A 14,852-nucleotide genomic window follows, 5' to 3' on the forward strand; every position below is an offset into this window, starting at 1 on the left:
AGGGACGGTGTCCGGCTCGCGCGGATTGCCCTCTTACCGGAGCTCTATGCGGCAGGGGGCCAAAACCTATACGGTGAGCGGCAGTTGGGCCACCAGTAGCTTGCCCTCCATGGTCACCCCGCCGTCCATCGCGACCGCGAGATCGTCGGCGTAGACGTGCGGCCCGGACACCGCGGGCGCGCTGACCTCGCCTCCGTCCTCGGTGCCCACCTCGCCCAGCAGGTACGGGATGGGGCTGTGGCCGTGGACGACGCGCTGTCCGCCGTAGGCGTCGAGGAGTTCGCGTACCGCCGTGGTGCCCGTGTCGCCGCGGAAGGCGAAGCGCTTGGTGAACTTGCGGAACAACTCCCAGCATTCGTCCGCGTCGGCGCGTTGCAGCACACCGGTCACCGCGTCGTTGACCGCGTCGATGCTGGTGCCGTACTCCAGGTACGCGGTGGTGTCGGAGTGCAGCAGCAGGTGGCCGTCCTCCAGTGCCACCGCGTCCAGCCGGGACATCCAGGCGACATGGTGGTCCTGGAGGCGTTCCATGTCGGTGGGCTGGCCGCCGTTGAGCCGCCAGGCGGCGAGGAACGAGGCGGTTCCGGCGGTGGAGTTGACGGGTGTGTCGTCGAACTTCTTGGCGCCGATCAGCAGTAGTTCGTGGTTGCCCATCAACGCCTTCGCGTAGCCGCCCGCGGCGGCGGCCTCGGCGGACAGCTGCATCACCAGGTCGATGACGCCGATGCCGTCCGGACCGCGGTCGGTGAAGTCGCCGAGGAACCACAGCCGGGCGCGGCCCGCCGACCAGTGCCCTTCGGCGTCGATGAGCCCCTCGGCGTGCAGCGCGGCGCGCAACTCGTCGAGGTAGCCGTGCACATCGCCGACGACGTACAGCGGTCCTGGCGGTGCCTCGTCCGGGTCGGCCACGGCCTCCAGCTGGACGGTCGGGGTGTACTCGGCGCGCTGCACGACGGGCAGGTCATGGACGGTCGGCGTGTACTCGACCACGGGCGGCGCGGGTGGAGCCGTCGCGCCCGTGGGCGGGAAGCCGGGTGCGACGGGGGCACCGGTCAGGCCGGGCGCCGGCGGTGGTCCCGGCGGAAGGCCCTGGCCGGTCATGGCGGACCCGTCGGAGGCCGTGGGAAAACCGGGCGGGGACGACGTGATCACCGGGAGTGCGGTCGCCTCCTCGAACACGGTCGGGCCGTCCGGAAACGCCACCGCGCCCTGCGGATAGGCGGGGGGTAGCTCCACACCCGGCGGAACGACGGGGTCGGCCGGGTGCCAGCCCCCCGACGCACTCACCCCGGGCGTTACGGGTTCCTGACCGGCCCCCTGAGTCATCGACCCCTCCACCTTCGCGCCGCCGTGCACCGCCGCCGCGCCCTGCGCGGCCTGCGCCGACGCGTCCTCCGGTGTCATCCGCCCATCATAGGAATGCCGCTCTCGCGTTGCGACGCACCTGCCACCTGCCAATTGGGGCGGAGCGGACAATATCCGTGAAATTGTCCGCGCGCTGTCTGCGGGACACCGTGAAGACGACCGCCGGACCGCCGAAATCCGTTCAATCGTCGTCCGGGGAGCGCGGTGGACTCACCGTGGTGCGCGGGGAACGCCGTTGCGAGGAGGCCCGCACGATCAGATCGGTCGGCATGACCTGCGCCACCGGACGGCCGGCGCCCACTCCCTCGATCGCGTCGATCAGCAACTGGACGACCGCGGTGCCGATCCGGCCGGGCTTGAGGGAGAGTGTGCTGATCGGCGGCTCGGTGGTGGCGTAGGCCGCGCGCTCGCTACAGCAGACCAGCAGCAGGTCCTCGGGAACACGCAGCCCGTACCGCCTGGCGGCGGCCAGCAGGTCGGTGCCGTTGGGGTCGAACAGGCCGTAGACCGCGTCGGGCCGGTCGGGCCTGGCCAGCAGCCGGTCGGCGGCGACCGCGCCCGCGCAGGGGTCGTGCGCCGGGTACGACTCGTACACCGGCTCCTGGCCCACGCGCTCGCACCAGTTGAGGTAGGCCGTGGTCGACAGCCGGGTGTACGTGTCGGTGCTGGTGCCGGTGAGCAGGCCGATGCGACGGGCGCCGGAGTCCGCGAGGTGTTCGAGGATGCCGAGAACGGCCTGTTCGTGATCGTTGTCCACCCAGGCGTGCACCGGAAGGTTGCCCGCCGGGCGACCGTCGCTGACCACCGGGATGCCCTGCCGGACCAGATCGGCCACCACCGGGTCGTGGTCCGACGGATCGATGACGACCGTGCCGTCCAGCGCCACGTTGCTCCAGACGTCGTGCCGGGAGGACGCGGGGAGGATCACCAGGGCGTAGCCGCGGGCCAGCGCGGCGGAGGTCGCGGCACGTGCCATCTCGGCGAAGTAGGCGAACTCGGTGAAGGTGAAAGGTTCTTCCCCGTATGTGGTCACCGTCAAGCCGATCAGCCCGGATCTACCCGTGCGTAGTGTCCGCGCTGCGGCAGACGGGCGATAGCCCAGTCGGTTCGCGACCTCGCGGACGTGGCGACGGGTAGCGTCGGGCAGACGGCCTTTGCCGTTGAGTGCGTCGGAGACAGTCGTGATCGAGACCCCGGCCGCGGCTGCCACGTCCCGGATCCCCGCTCGCTCCAGCCGGCGCCCGGACCGGCTCGCCTGGTGGTTACCTGCTGCTGTCATGGCAGGCCGATAGTAGGGCTCGGGTGGTCTGGTGGCGGGGGCTGGCGAACGGCGATGTGCAGTGACGTTTCTGTATATGCGTGGGGCGGGTCTTCCCTTGAAATGCCAGGCAGAACAAGGGATTTGGACTCTTTGGTTGGCTGTACGGTCCGCTTGACTCGCCGTGTGGTCCAGTTTCTCGGGACGTTCCACCTCACCTGTACGAGTGACGCGCGCCAGGGCGTACGCCACCGGCGTACGCCGGGGTACATCACCCCTCCCGTTGGGCGCACGCCCCCTCTTAGGGTGTGAGCAGCGGGTGTGAGCAGCCGCTGAGTACGGCGTGGCAGTACGGACGGCCGCCACTGGTCGCCCGTACCCCCGGGATGGTCGAGGAGGACCTACGGTGACAGAAGCACAACCCAGGCTCCGTGCCGCCCTGCGCGGCATCCCCGCGTACAAGCCGGGCAAGCCCGCGGTCTCCGGGACCGGCGCGCCCGCCTACAAGCTGTCCTCCAACGAGAACCCCTACCCACCGCTGCCCGGTGTGATGGAGACGGTGGCCGAGGCCGCGCGCTCCTTCAATCGCTACCCGGACATGGGCTGCGCCGGACTCACCGCCGAGCTGGCGAAGCGCTTCGACGTGCCGGAGACGCACATCGCGACCGGTACCGGATCGGTGGGCGTGGCCCAGCAGCTGCTGCAGGCCACTTCCGGGCCGGGCGACGAGGTGATCTACGCCTGGCGGTCGTTCGAGGCGTACCCGATCATCACGCAGATCTCCGGCGCCACGGCGGTACCGGTGCCGCTGACCGAGGGCGAGGTACACGACCTCGACGCGATGGCGGAGGCGATCACCGACCGCACCCGGCTGATCTTCGTGTGCAACCCCAACAACCCGACCGGCACGGTGGTGCGCCGCGCCGAGCTGGAGCGGTTCCTGGACCGGGTGCCGTCCGACGTGCTGGTGGTGCTGGACGAGGCGTACCGCGAGTTCATCCGCGACGCCGAGGTGCCCGACGGCGCCGAGCTGTACCGGGACCGCCCCAACGTCTGCGTGCTGCGCACCTTCTCCAAGGCGTACGGGCTCGCCGGGCTGCGGGTCGGCTTCGCCATCGCGCACGAACCGGTGGCGGCGGCGCTGCGGCAGACCGCGGTGCCGTTCGGGGTGAGCCAGCTGGCCCAGGACGCGGCGGTGGCGTCGCTGCGGTCGGAGGAGGCGCTGCTGGAGCGGGTGGAGGCGCTGGTCGCCGAGCGCACCCGGGTCAGCAAGGAACTGACCGAGCAGGGCTGGATAGTGCCGCAGACACAGGCGAACTTCGTCTGGCTGCGGCTCGGCGACCGCACGCTGGACTTCGCGGCGGCGTGCGAGCGCGCCGGGGTCGTGGTGCGGCCCTTCCAGGGGGAGGGCATCCGGGCGACGATCGGTGAGCGGGAGGCCAACGACCTGTTCCTGCGGGCGGCGGCGGAGTTCCGCGGGGAGCTGTAGGAAGTTGTAGGGGGCCGACAAAGGCCCCGATGACCGCCCGGCGAAGCGGAACGCGGGCGAAACGTTACGTCAGGGGTGCGCCGATACGGCGCGCCCCTGATGCGTTCCCGCCCCAGGTAGTCGGTTGAAACGGCTGCCAGCGCCGTGTGAAGAGTGTCACCCACCCCGCTGTCAAGAGCCGAAACAAGCTGAGACATAATTGCTTGTGAATGTGAACGCGTTCACAAGCTCACCCGCGCGCCAAGGTAAGGAGACGCGACGTGGACCTCGCTCTCGCCCCGGAGACACTGGCCCGGTGGCAGTTCGGCATCACGACCGTCTACCACTTCCTCTTCGTCCCGCTCACCATCAGCCTGTCCGCGATCACCGCCGGGTTCGAGACGGCGTGGGTGCGGACGGGGAAGCTGAAGTACTTCCACGCCACCAAGTTCTGGGGAAAGCTCTTCCTCATCAACATCGCGATGGGCGTGGTCACCGGCATCGTGCAGGAGTTCCAGTTCGGTATGAACTGGTCGGACTACTCCCGCTTCGTGGGCGATGTCTTCGGCGCCCCGCTGGCGATGGAGGCGTTGATCGCCTTCTTCTTCGAGTCCACCTTCATCGGACTGTGGATATTCGGCTGGGACAAGCTGCCGAAGAAACTGCACTGCGCGTGCATCTGGATCGTGTCGGTCGGCACCGTGCTGTCGGCGTACTTCATCCTGGCCGCGAACTCCTGGATGCAGCACCCCAACGGCTACCGGATCAACCCGCACACCGGACGGGCCGAGCTCACCAGCATCTGGACCGTCCTCACCCAGAACACCACGCTCGTTCAGGCCTTCCACACGCTCACCGCCTCCTTCCTCACCGGCGCCGCGTTCGTCGTGGGTATCGCCTCGTACCACCTGTGGAAGGCCAAGCGGCGGCAGAACGCGGGCGAGACGACGACGGACAAGGACCGCAAGAGGATCGGCGCGCTGCGCAGTTCGCTGCGCACCGGCCTGGTCCTCGCGGTGGTCGCCGGACTCGGCACCGCCGTCAGCGGCGACACCCTGGGCAAGGTCATGTTCGAGCAGCAGCCGATGAAGATGGCGGCGGCCGAAGCGCTCTGGGACACCCAGGCGCCCGCGCCCTTCTCTGTGTTCGCGGTCGGCGACGTCAGCAAGGGCCACAACACCGTGGAGCTGTCCGTCCCCGGCATCCTGTCCTTCCTCGCGCACAGCAACTTCCACGAGGCCGTCCCCGGTATCAACGACGTCGCCAAGCAGGAGGCGGCCAGGTACGGCGGCAAGCCGGACGACTACATCCCCAACATCTTCGTCACCTTCTGGGGCTTCCGGTTGATGATCGGCTTCGGGATGACCTCGTTCGTCGCCGGACTGATCGGACTGTGGACCACTCGAAGGAAGCGCTGGCTGGCGCCGGAGTTCCGCACCGGCGAGGAGGACGTACCGCGCCTGATGCTCACGCCCAGGCGGGAGATGAGCACCTTCTTCACCAAGTGGTCCTGGCGCATCGGGATCCTGACCATGGGCTTCCCGCTGATCGCCAACTCCTTCGGCTGGGTCTTCACCGAGATGGGACGGCAGCCGTGGGTGGTCTACGGGCTGATGAAGACCCGCAACGCGGTCTCCCCCGGTGTCAGCCAGACCGAGGTCATCGTCTCGATGTCCGTCTTCACGCTGCTCTACGCGATCCTGGCGGTCATCGAGGTGCGGCTGATGGTCCGCTACGCCAAGGCGGGACCGGTCACCGACGAACTGCCACCGGCCGACGACCCGCGGCTGCGCGGCCCGTCCAACGGCTCCGGCACCGGGTCGGACAGCGGCGAGGACGCCGAGTCCGACAAGCCCATGGCCTTCGCCTACTGACCGGCGTACGGCAGAGATCGGGAGAGAACGACCATGCACCTTCACGACGTCTGGTTCGTGCTGATCGCCGTTCTGTGGACCGGCTACTTCTTCCTGGAGGGCTTCGACTTCGGCATCGGCGTGCTCACCAAGCTGCTGGCGCGGGACGAGAAGGAGCGCCGGGTGCTGATCAACACGATCGGCCCGGTCTGGGACGGCAACGAGGTCTGGCTGCTCTCCGCGGGCGGCGCGACCTTCGCGGCCTTCCCGGACTGGTACGCCACGCTGTTCAGCGGCTTCTACCTACCGTTGCTGATCATTCTGGTCTGCCTGATCGTGCGCGGCGTCGCCTTCGAGTACCGGGCCAAGCGCGATGACGCCCGCTGGAAGCGCAACTGGGAACACGCGATCTTCTACACCTCCTTGCTGCCCGCCTTCCTGTGGGGCGTGGCCTTCGCCAACATCGTGCGGGGCGTGCCGATCAACGCGGACAAGGACTTCACCGGCACGCTCCTGGACCTGCTGAGCCCCTACGCGCTGCTCGGCGGGGCGGTGACACTGACGTTGTTCACCTTCCACGGCGCGGTGTTCGCGGCGTTGAAGACGCTCGGCGACGTACGGGCCAGGGCGCGTGCGATGGCCGGTGTCCTCGGACTGGTGGCCGCGGCCTTCGCGTTGGCCTTCCTGGTCTGGACGCAGGCGCACAGCGGCAACGCGCGCAGCCTGGTCGCGCTGGTGGTCGCCGTGGCCGCACTGGCCGTGGCGCTGGTCTGCAACCGGTTCGGCCGGGAGGGATGGTCGTTCGCGCTGTCCGGGGTGACCATCGCGGCGGTGGTGGCCATGCTGTTCCTGGCGCTGTTCCCGGACGTGATGCCGTCCACCACCAACCCGGCGTGGAGCCTCACCGTCTCCAACGCGTCGTCCAGCCCGTACACGTTGAAGATCATGACGTGGATCGCGGGCATCATGACGCCGCTCGTGCTCGGCTACCAGGCATGGACCTACTGGGTCTTCCGCAAGCGCATCGGGACCCAGCACATACCCGACCCGATCACCCACTGAGGCCACCGTGCGACCCGTCGACCCGCGCCTGCTCCGGTACGCCAGGACCACCCGCGTCTTCCTCGCCGCGACGGTGGCCCTCGGCCTCGCCGGGGCGGGCCTGGTCGTCGCCCAGGCGATGCTCATCGCCGAGATCGTGGTCGGCGCCTTCCAGCACCACTACGGAACGTCCCAACTCGCTTCCGCCATAACCCTCCTCATCGCAGTCTCCATCGGCCGCGCCGCCGTGGGCTGGCTCACCGAACTCGCCGCCCACCGCACCAGTGCCTCCGTCAAGTCCCAACTGCGCCGCCGACTGCTCGCCCATGCCACCCGGCTCGCTCCCACGCCGTCCGACCCGGGGCGCGGTGGCCCGCAGCGCATCGGTGAACTCACCACCCTCGCGCTGCGCGGAGTCGACGCCCTGGACGACTACTTCGCGCGTTACCTGCCCCAACTCGGCCTGGCCGTGGTCGTACCGGTCGCCGTACTGGCCAGGATCGCCACCGCCGACTGGGAGTCGGCGCTGGTGATCGTGGTGACCCTGCCGCTGATCCCGGTGTTCATGGCACTGATCGGCTGGTACACCGACGCGCGGATGAAGCGGCAGTGGCGGCTGCTGTCCCGGCTGTCCGGCCACTTCCTCGACGTGGTCTGCGGGCTGCCCACGTTGAAGGTCTTCGGCCGGGCCAAGGCCCAGGCGGCCTCGATCCGCAGGATCACCGACGACTACCGGCGGGCGACGCTCACGACACTGCGCATCGCCTTCCTCTCCTCCTTCGCTCTGGAACTGCTCTCCACGATCTCGGTGGCACTGGTCGCGGTCGGCATCGGCTTCCGGCTGGTCGACGGCGGGCTCGACCTCTACACCGGACTGCTGGTGCTGGTCCTGGCACCCGAGGCGTACCTGCCGTTGCGCCAGGTCGGCGCCCAGTACCACGCCGCGGCGGAGGGACTCGCCGCAGCGGACGAGGTGTTCGCGCTGCTGGAGACCCCGGCGCCGGCCGAGGGCACGGTCCCGGCTCCCGACGCCCGTGCCGCCACGGTCAGCGTGGACCAGCTGACCGTGACCCATCAGGGGCGGGACGAACCCTCGCTTGCGCGGACCAGCTTCACCGTCCGCCCCGGCGAGACGGTGGCGATCACCGGTCCGTCCGGCGCGGGCAAGACCACGTTGCTGGGCGCCCTGTTGGGCTTCGTCCGGCCGACATCCGGCCGTATTCGTATCAACTCCACCGATCTCACCTCCCTGTGTCCCGACAGTTGGCGAAACCAGATCGCCTGGGTACCGCAACGTCCTTACCTGTTCGCCGGATCGATAGCCGACAACGTCCGGCTGGCGCGCCCGGAAGCGAGCGACGCGGAGGTAACCGAAGCGCTTCGGAACGCCAACGCCCTCGACTTCACCGAAAGCTTGCCACGGGGCACTGACACTCGGCTCGGCGAGGACGGCGCGGGCCTGTCGGCCGGACAGCGGCAACGCCTGGCACTGGCCCGCGCGTTCCTCGCCGACCGCCCGTTGCTGCTGCTGGACGAGCCGACGGCGAATCTGGACGGCGAGACCGAGGCGGTCGTGGTGGACGCGGTCCGGCGGCTCGCCGAGGGGCGCACCGTGATCCTGGTCGTGCACCGCCCGGCGCTGCTCGCGGTCGCGGACCGGGTGGTTCGGGTGGGGGAGACCGCGGCGGCCGGGGCCCAAGGGCAGTACGCTGCCGTGGACCCGCGGGGACCGGGTGTCCGGGCCGTGGGATCGCCGCTTTCCGCCGAAGGCGGGGCCGGGGCGTCGACCGGCGCTGCGGCCAGGCCAGTGGAGGCCGCCGGTGCCCCCGCCGGGACCGTCGTGCCCGGAGACGTGACGGACCTCGCGCCCGAAGGACCAAGCGTGTCTGGGGCGTTGGCCCGCGTGCGGCGAATGGCGCGCCCCCTACGTGCGCGGTTCGCGCTCGCCGTGCTCCTCGGCGCCCTCACGCTCGGCAGCGCGGTCGGGCTGATGGCCACCTCGGGGTGGCTGATCTCCCGTGCCTCCCAACACCCCCCGGTGCTCTACCTGTTGGTGGCCACCACGGCTACCCGTGCCTTCGGCATCGGTCGCGCGGTGTTCCGCTACGCCGAGCGCCTGGTCTCGCACGACGCCGTCTTCCGGGCGCTCGCGGACCTGCGCGCCGCCGTCTACCGACGGCTGGAGCGGCTCGCGCCCGCCGGGTTGCGGAGCACCCGGCGCGGCGATCTGCTCTCCCGGCTGGTCGCCGATGTCGACTCACTACAGGACTACTTCCTGCGCTGGCTGCTTCCGGCGCTCACCGCGGTGCTGGTCAGCGCGGCATGCGTCGGTTTCGTCGGCTGGCTGCTGCCGGTGGCGGGCGCGGTGCTCGCGGGCGGTCTGCTGGCCGCGGGGGTGGGCGTTCCGCTGCTCGCCGCCGCGGTGTCCCGGCGTACGGAGGCCAAACTCGCGCCCGCGCGTGGCGAGTTGTCCACCCGGGTGGTCGATCTGCTCTCCGGTGCAGCGGAGTTGACGGTCGCGGGTGCGCTGCCCGGCCGACTCGAAGGGACGGTACGTGCGGACCGGCTGCTGACCCGTATCGCCGCCCGCTCGGCGGCGGCGACCGCGCTGGGCGCCGGGCTCAGCGCGCTGATCACCGGTCTGACCGTCGCGGCCAGCGCTTATGTGGGCGTGCTGGCGGTGGCCGACGGCCGGCTGGCCGGGGTGAAGTTGGCCGTTGTCGTCCTCACTCCGCTCGCCGCGTTCGAGGCCGTTGCCGGGATGCCGCTGGCGGCGCTGCACCGGCGCCGTGGCCGCCGGGCCGCGGAGCGCGTCGACGAGGTGCTGGACGCTCCCGTTCCGGTGCGCGAACCGGCGGAGCCCGCCGCTCCGCCCGCGTCCCCGTTCCCGCTCAACGTCAGGAACCTGGCGGTACGGCACCCTGGTCAGGAGGGGCTGGCGTTGGACGGACTCGACCTGGAACTTGTCGCCGGGCGGCGGATCGCCGTCATCGGGCCGTCGGGCGCGGGGAAGACGACGCTCGCCCAGGCGCTGCTGCGGTTCGTGGACCGGACGGCCGGTAGCTACACCCTCGGCGGCGTCGACGCGGCGGCGCTGGACGGTGACGCGGTGCGCCGCATGGTCGGACTGTGCGCGCAGGACGCCCATGTCTTCGACAGCTCGGTGCGGGAGAACCTGCGCCTGGCGCGTCCAACGGCGGACGAGGCGCAGTTGCGCGCCGCACTCGCCGCCGCGCGTCTACTCGACTGGGTGGACTCGCTGCCCGAGGGTTTGGACACCCTCGTCGGCGAGCATGGCGCGCGGATCTCCGGCGGACAGCGGCAGCGCCTTTCGCTGGCCCGCGCACTGCTGGCCGACTTCCCGGTACTGGTGCTGGACGAGCCCGCCGAGCACCTCGACCTGCCCACCGCCGACGCGCTCACCGCGGATCTGCTGCGGGCCACCGAGGGCCGCACCACCGTGCTGATCACCCACCGGCTAGCCGGGCTCGCGGCCCCCGGTGCGGTGGACGAGATCATCGTCCTCGATCATGGACGTGCGGTGCAGCGCGGCACCTACCAGGAGCTGGCCGCCGCTGAGGGGCCGTTCCGCGGCCTGCTGGAACGTGAACGGGCCAGCGAGGCGATACCGGTGGGTTAATGCGCCGCCCAGCGCTCCGCCGCCTGTCTGATGCCGGGGAAAGCGTACTTACAGCTTCTTTAGGGACTTCTCATACCAAAGTGTCCCATTTACCCTCGTGGGCATGGCGGACCGCGTAGGTGACCTCGGGGAGCTGACCGAACTGAGCGATCGGCTTCCTCAGCTGCTGTCCGCCGTGGTCTCCGTGGGCTCCGGTCTCGACCTCCATGAGACGTTGCGCCGGATCGTCCTCACCGGTGCCGAACTGGTCGGCGCCCGCTACGCGGCGCTCGGCGTGATCGATCCGGACGGGGACGGGCTGCGCGACGTCGTCACACACGGCATCGACCAGCACGTGGCCGACCGCATCGGTGTGCTGCCGGACGGGTACGAGGGGCTGCTGGAGGCGCTGCTCCACGATCCCGCGCCGTGCGGCGTCCTGGGCGTTCCGGTGCGGGTGGACGGGAACGTCTTCGGGAACCTCTACCTGGCCGGGAAGCTGGAGGGCGGCGAGTTCTCCGACGTCGACCTGCACACCGCGCAGATCCTCGCCGCCCAGGCGGGCGTGGCGATCGGCAACGCCCGGCTGTACGAGGCCACCCGGCAGCGCGACCGCTGGATCGACGGCGTCAACGCCGTGACCACGGCGCTGGTCAGCGGAAGCGACGCGGACGAGGCGTTGCAGGTGGTCGCCGACCAGGCGCGGCGGCTGGCCGAGTCGGCGGCCGGGGTGGTGCTGCTGCCCACCGAGGACCTCGGAATGGAGATCGTCGCGGTCTCCACCGAGGAGCCGCTGCCGCTGCTCGGCACGGTGGTCGCGCCGACCAGCCCGATCGTCTCCCAACTCCTCGCGGGCGAGCCGGTGTTCGTCGCCGACTCGGCGACCGATGAGCGGATGACCACCGATGTCTCCCGCTTCTTCGGGCCGAGCATGATGCTGCCGCTGAGCAGTGGCGGACAGGTGATCGGCACGTTGGCGCTGCCGCGGAGGCGGGGGGCCAGGCCGTTCTCCGAGACCGAGCGGCGGCTGGCCGAGCAGTTCGCGCACCAGGCGGCGGTGGTGCTGGTGCTCGCCGACGCGCAGCGCGACCGCGAGCGGCTCGCGGTCTTCGAGGACCGTGACCGGATCGCGCGCGATCTGCACGATCTGGTGGTGCAGCGGCTGTTCGCCACCGGGATGCTGCTGGAGAGTGCGCAGCGCCGGGTGGTGGTTCCCGACGTGCGGGAACGTATCGGCGATGCGGCGGACGAGCTGGACGCCACGATCCAGGAGGTACGGACCGCGATCTTCGCCCTTCAGCAGGGTCCCGCCGACGCACCCGCCGGGCTGCGCACCCGCGTGCTGCGGGAACTCGGGCAGGCCTCGGTGCCGCTGGGATTCGCGCCGTCGGTGCGGTTCACCGGTGCGGTGGACGCGCTGGTGAGCGAGACGACCGGGAAGAACCTCATCGCGGCGCTGCGGGAGGCGTTGTCGAACGCGTTCCGGCACGCGCGTGCCTCTCGCATCGACATCCATGTGGATGCGACGGTCACCCTGCCGGGTGGGTTGAGCGGGGTGCGGTTGACGGTGGTCGATGACGGTGTCGGCATCCCGGAGGGTGGACGGCGCAGCGGCCTGCGGAATCTCGCCCGCCGCGCGGAGGCCCTGGGCGGCTCCAGCAGCTACGGGGAGGGGCCGGACGGCGTGGGGGCGCGCGTGGTCTGGGAGGCCCCGCTTTAGCCTCCGGCGGTTGAGGGGCTGTGGGTGCGGCTGGTTCCCGCGGGCCGGTTCCTCGTCGTCGCTCGCCGCTGCGGCCGGGACCTTTTCCGGCGAGAGAGCCCCGGACTCCCGGGTTCCTTCCGGGGCAAGCCTGCGCACCGCCGGGGGTTACGTGTGGTCGGCCAGGATCGCTTCGATCACATGGGCCACGCCGTCGTTCTCGTTGGCGGCCGTGTGGTGCACGGTGGCCGCGAGTACGTCGGGGTGCGCGTTGGCCACCGCGTACGACGTACCCGCCCAGCCGAGCATCGCCAGGTCGTTCGGCATGTCGCCGAAGGCGACCACCTCGTCGGCGGTGATCCCGCGCTCCGCGCAGCAGCGGGCCAGAGTGCTGGCCTTGCTGATGCCCACCCCGCTGATCTCCAGCAGCGCCGAGGGACTGGACCGGGTGAACTCCGCGTGCTCGCCGGCCGCACCGCGCGCCGCCGCCAGGAACACGTCCGGGTCGGCCGAGTCATGCCTGGCCAGCAGCTTGAGCACCGGCTGATCGGCGGCCAGTTCCAGCAACTCCTCGATGGGACCCACGACGGAGTCGGCCTCCGCCCAGGCCGCGGCGTACTGCGGCTCGTAGTGGAAGCCGCCGGTCCGCTCGATCGCGAAAGAGGTGCCGGGTACGGCGTCCCGTACCGCGGCCACCACCGCGCGGGCGTCCCGCTCGGCGAGCGGGAAGGCTTCCAGCAGCAGGTCGCGGTGGAGGTCGTAGACGGCGGCGCCGTTGGCGCAGATCGCGATGCCGTTGGTGAGGAACGAGCGGCGGGCCGGGTCGCCGTCCAGTGGCTCGGTGGCTACTACATGCATCCAGCGGGCCGGACGGCCGGTGACGAAGAACACCTCGATGCCCGCCGCCTCCGCCGCCGCCAGGGCGGCGACGGTCCGGGCGGAGACCGTGCGGTCGTCGCGCAGCAGGGTGCCGTCCAGGTCGGTGGCGATCAGCCGGGGCGGCTTGGGTAGCGCAGGCTGCTGCTTGGACCGGGAGGGCTGCGGGGGCCGGGAGAGCGAGGTCACGGGGTCCATAGTGGCGCACGACGGCGCACGGGTGCGTGGGAGGGGCGGTGGAGCGCAGGGGCCGACCGAGTGCGACCGGCCACGCGTATCCGCAGGGTGGAAGGCGTATGGCGGCGGGATCAGAGATCGAATATCTCGCCTTCCGGAGGCGGCGGTCCCGACTTCGGGATGGTCGGAATGATCTCCTCCACGAGCATCCCGCGGATCTGCTGGCGCAGCTCCGGGCTGTCCTTGTGGTGGTGGTCGGCGACCGCGTGCTCAACGGCCACCCGGACCACTTCCTCCTCTTCCCCCGTGATGGCGATCGTGCAGTGCGACTCGCTGGGGAACTTGCTGCAGTCCGCGACTTTCCTGGTCATGACGGCCTCCTGGGTGGCGACCCACGCTATTCAGGTTAAACCCGTCCGAATTAGACGTCTCGCGCAGCGGTGTGGCTTTTCACGCGGGCTCGTCGGGCGGGTTCCGGACGGTTCGTGGTTGGCGCGGTGGGCCGCCTACAGTCGACGGCATGCGACTGAGCACTGTGATTCTCCCGGTACACCGCTGGTCGGAGGGGCGCGAGATGTGGTGGCGTGCCGAGCAGCTCGGCTTTCACACCGCGTACACCTACGACCACCTGTCCTGGCGCAGCTTCCGTGACCTGCCGTGGTTCGGGGCGGTGCCGACGTTGACGGCGGCGGCCGGGGTCACATCCCGGATGCGCCTGGGCACCCTGGTGACCTCGCCGAACTTCCGGCATCCGGTGACCCTGGCGAAGGAACTGATCACGCTGGACGACGTCAGCGGGGGTCGGGTGACGCTCGGGATCGGTGCGGGCGGCACCGGATTCGACGCGACCGCGCTGGGCAACGAGGCGTGGTCGCCGCGTGAACGCGCCGACCGCTTCGGTGAGTTCATCGGGCTGCTCGACCAACTGCTGACCCACGATGTGGTGACTCACGAGGGCGAGTTCTACTCGGCGCACGAGGTGCGCAACATCCCCGGCTGTGTGCAGCGACCGCGGCTGCCGTTCGCGGTCGCCGCGACCGGTCCGCGCGGTCTGCGGCTCGCCGCCCGGTACGGGCAGGCGTGGGTGACGTACGGCGACCCGCGCGGGCCGAAGGACGTGCCGGTGGCGGACTGCCCTGGTGTGGTGCGGGCGCAGATGGAGAAGCTGGAGGCGGCCTGCGCCGAGTCCGGCCGCGATCCGCGGGAGCTGGACCGCGTCCTGCTCCAGGGCTCCACGAGCGAGCGGCCGCTGGACTCGGTGGACGCCTTCGTGGACTACGCGGGCCGGTACGCGGAGCTGGGGATCACCGAAATCGTCGTGCACTGGCCGATCCCCGATTCGATCTTCGAGGCGGACATGGCGGTCTTCGAGAAGATCGCCACGGACGGGCTGTCCCAGCTGTAGCCTCCGGCGGTTTCCCGGGGGCGCCGGTTGGGTTCTCCGGCACGCCGGGCCGCGCCGTTGCGGCTGTTCGCCGTTGCGGCGGGAGCCTCTT

At 70.6% G+C, this 14,852-nt stretch carries 10 protein-coding genes; 6 read left to right on the plus strand and 4 right to left on the minus strand.

Going from position 1 to position 14,852, the window contains the following annotated elements; translation table 11 throughout:
- Window positions 1-66: 66 nt before the first annotated feature.
- A complete protein-coding gene (locus tag P3G67_RS19400) occupies window positions 67-1,326 on the minus strand; it encodes a metallophosphoesterase (RefSeq protein WP_276094700.1) in 1,260 nt (419 codons plus the stop codon).
- 220 nt (window positions 1,327-1,546) lie between these two features.
- A complete protein-coding gene (locus P3G67_RS19405) occupies window positions 1,547-2,644 on the minus strand; it encodes a LacI family DNA-binding transcriptional regulator (protein ID WP_276094564.1) in 1,098 nt (365 codons plus the stop codon).
- A 385-nt stretch (window positions 2,645-3,029) separates the two neighbouring features.
- Here P3G67_RS19405 and hisC point away from each other — a divergent pair, with 385 nt between their 5' ends.
- From hisC to P3G67_RS19430, 5 genes are all read left to right on the plus strand, one after another.
- On the plus strand, window positions 3,030-4,112 hold the full coding sequence (gene hisC / locus P3G67_RS19410) for a histidinol-phosphate transaminase (RefSeq protein ID WP_276094565.1): 1,083 nt from the start codon (window positions 3,030-3,032) through the stop codon (window positions 4,110-4,112).
- Window positions 4,113-4,372: 260 nt separating this feature from the next.
- On the plus strand, window positions 4,373-5,965 hold the full coding sequence (locus P3G67_RS19415) for a cytochrome ubiquinol oxidase subunit I (RefSeq protein WP_276094566.1): 1,593 nt from the start codon (window positions 4,373-4,375) through the stop codon (window positions 5,963-5,965).
- A 33-nt stretch (window positions 5,966-5,998) separates the two neighbouring features.
- The gene (cydB, locus tag P3G67_RS19420) at window positions 5,999-7,006 is read left to right on the plus strand and encodes a cytochrome d ubiquinol oxidase subunit II (RefSeq protein ID WP_269855449.1); all 1,008 of its coding nucleotides are present in this window, start codon (window positions 5,999-6,001) and stop codon (window positions 7,004-7,006) included.
- A gap of 7 nt (window positions 7,007-7,013) precedes the next feature.
- Window positions 7,014-10,625 (plus strand): thiol reductant ABC exporter subunit CydD, encoded by a 3,612-nt coding sequence (gene cydD, locus P3G67_RS19425; RefSeq protein WP_276094567.1) that lies wholly within the window; start codon window positions 7,014-7,016, stop codon window positions 10,623-10,625.
- Between the two features lie 103 nt (window positions 10,626-10,728).
- A complete protein-coding gene (locus tag P3G67_RS19430) occupies window positions 10,729-12,324 on the plus strand; it encodes a GAF domain-containing sensor histidine kinase (protein ID WP_276094568.1) in 1,596 nt (531 codons plus the stop codon).
- Window positions 12,325-12,471: 147 nt separating this feature from the next.
- On the opposite strand, the gene P3G67_RS19435 is transcribed toward P3G67_RS19430, so the two are convergent.
- Entirely contained in the window at window positions 12,472-13,377 is a 906-nt protein-coding gene (locus tag P3G67_RS19435; RefSeq protein ID WP_276094569.1) for an HAD-IIB family hydrolase, read from the minus strand.
- A 110-nt stretch (window positions 13,378-13,487) separates the two neighbouring features.
- Window positions 13,488-13,727: a DUF1059 domain-containing protein gene (locus P3G67_RS19440; RefSeq protein WP_269855453.1), complete on the minus strand. Its 240-nt coding sequence runs from the start codon at window positions 13,725-13,727 to the stop codon at window positions 13,488-13,490.
- Window positions 13,728-13,876: 149 nt separating this feature from the next.
- Here P3G67_RS19440 and P3G67_RS19445 point away from each other — a divergent pair, with 149 nt between their 5' ends.
- Complete coding sequence (locus tag P3G67_RS19445; protein ID WP_276094570.1) at window positions 13,877-14,761, plus strand: LLM class flavin-dependent oxidoreductase; 885 nt, start codon at window positions 13,877-13,879, stop codon at window positions 14,759-14,761.
- Window positions 14,762-14,852 lie beyond the last annotated feature (91 nt).

The organism is Streptomyces silvisoli (genome assembly GCF_029269905.1).
In the GTDB taxonomy this organism is placed as follows: domain Bacteria; phylum Actinomycetota; class Actinomycetes; order Streptomycetales; family Streptomycetaceae; genus Streptantibioticus_A; species Streptantibioticus_A silvisoli_A.

What these genes read in the sequence shown, in the direction of transcription:
- P3G67_RS19400 (WP_276094700.1), bottom strand. Translation starts at nt 1,326, where the DNA reads ATGACTCAGGGGGCCGGTCAGGAACCCGTAACGCCCGGGGTGAGTGCG.
- P3G67_RS19405 (WP_276094564.1), bottom strand. Translation starts at nt 2,644, where the DNA reads ATGACAGCAGCAGGTAACCACCAGGCGAGCCGGTCCGGGCGCCGGCTG.
- cydB (WP_269855449.1), top strand. Translation starts at nt 5,999, where the DNA reads ATGCACCTTCACGACGTCTGGTTCGTGCTGATCGCCGTTCTGTGGACC.
- P3G67_RS19430 (WP_276094568.1), top strand. Translation starts at nt 10,729, where the DNA reads ATGGCGGACCGCGTAGGTGACCTCGGGGAGCTGACCGAACTGAGCGAT.
- P3G67_RS19435 (WP_276094569.1), bottom strand. Translation starts at nt 13,377, where the DNA reads ATGGACCCCGTGACCTCGCTCTCCCGGCCCCCGCAGCCCTCCCGGTCC.
- P3G67_RS19440 (WP_269855453.1), bottom strand. Translation starts at nt 13,727, where the DNA reads ATGACCAGGAAAGTCGCGGACTGCAGCAAGTTCCCCAGCGAGTCGCAC.
- P3G67_RS19445 (WP_276094570.1), top strand. Translation starts at nt 13,877, where the DNA reads ATGCGACTGAGCACTGTGATTCTCCCGGTACACCGCTGGTCGGAGGGG.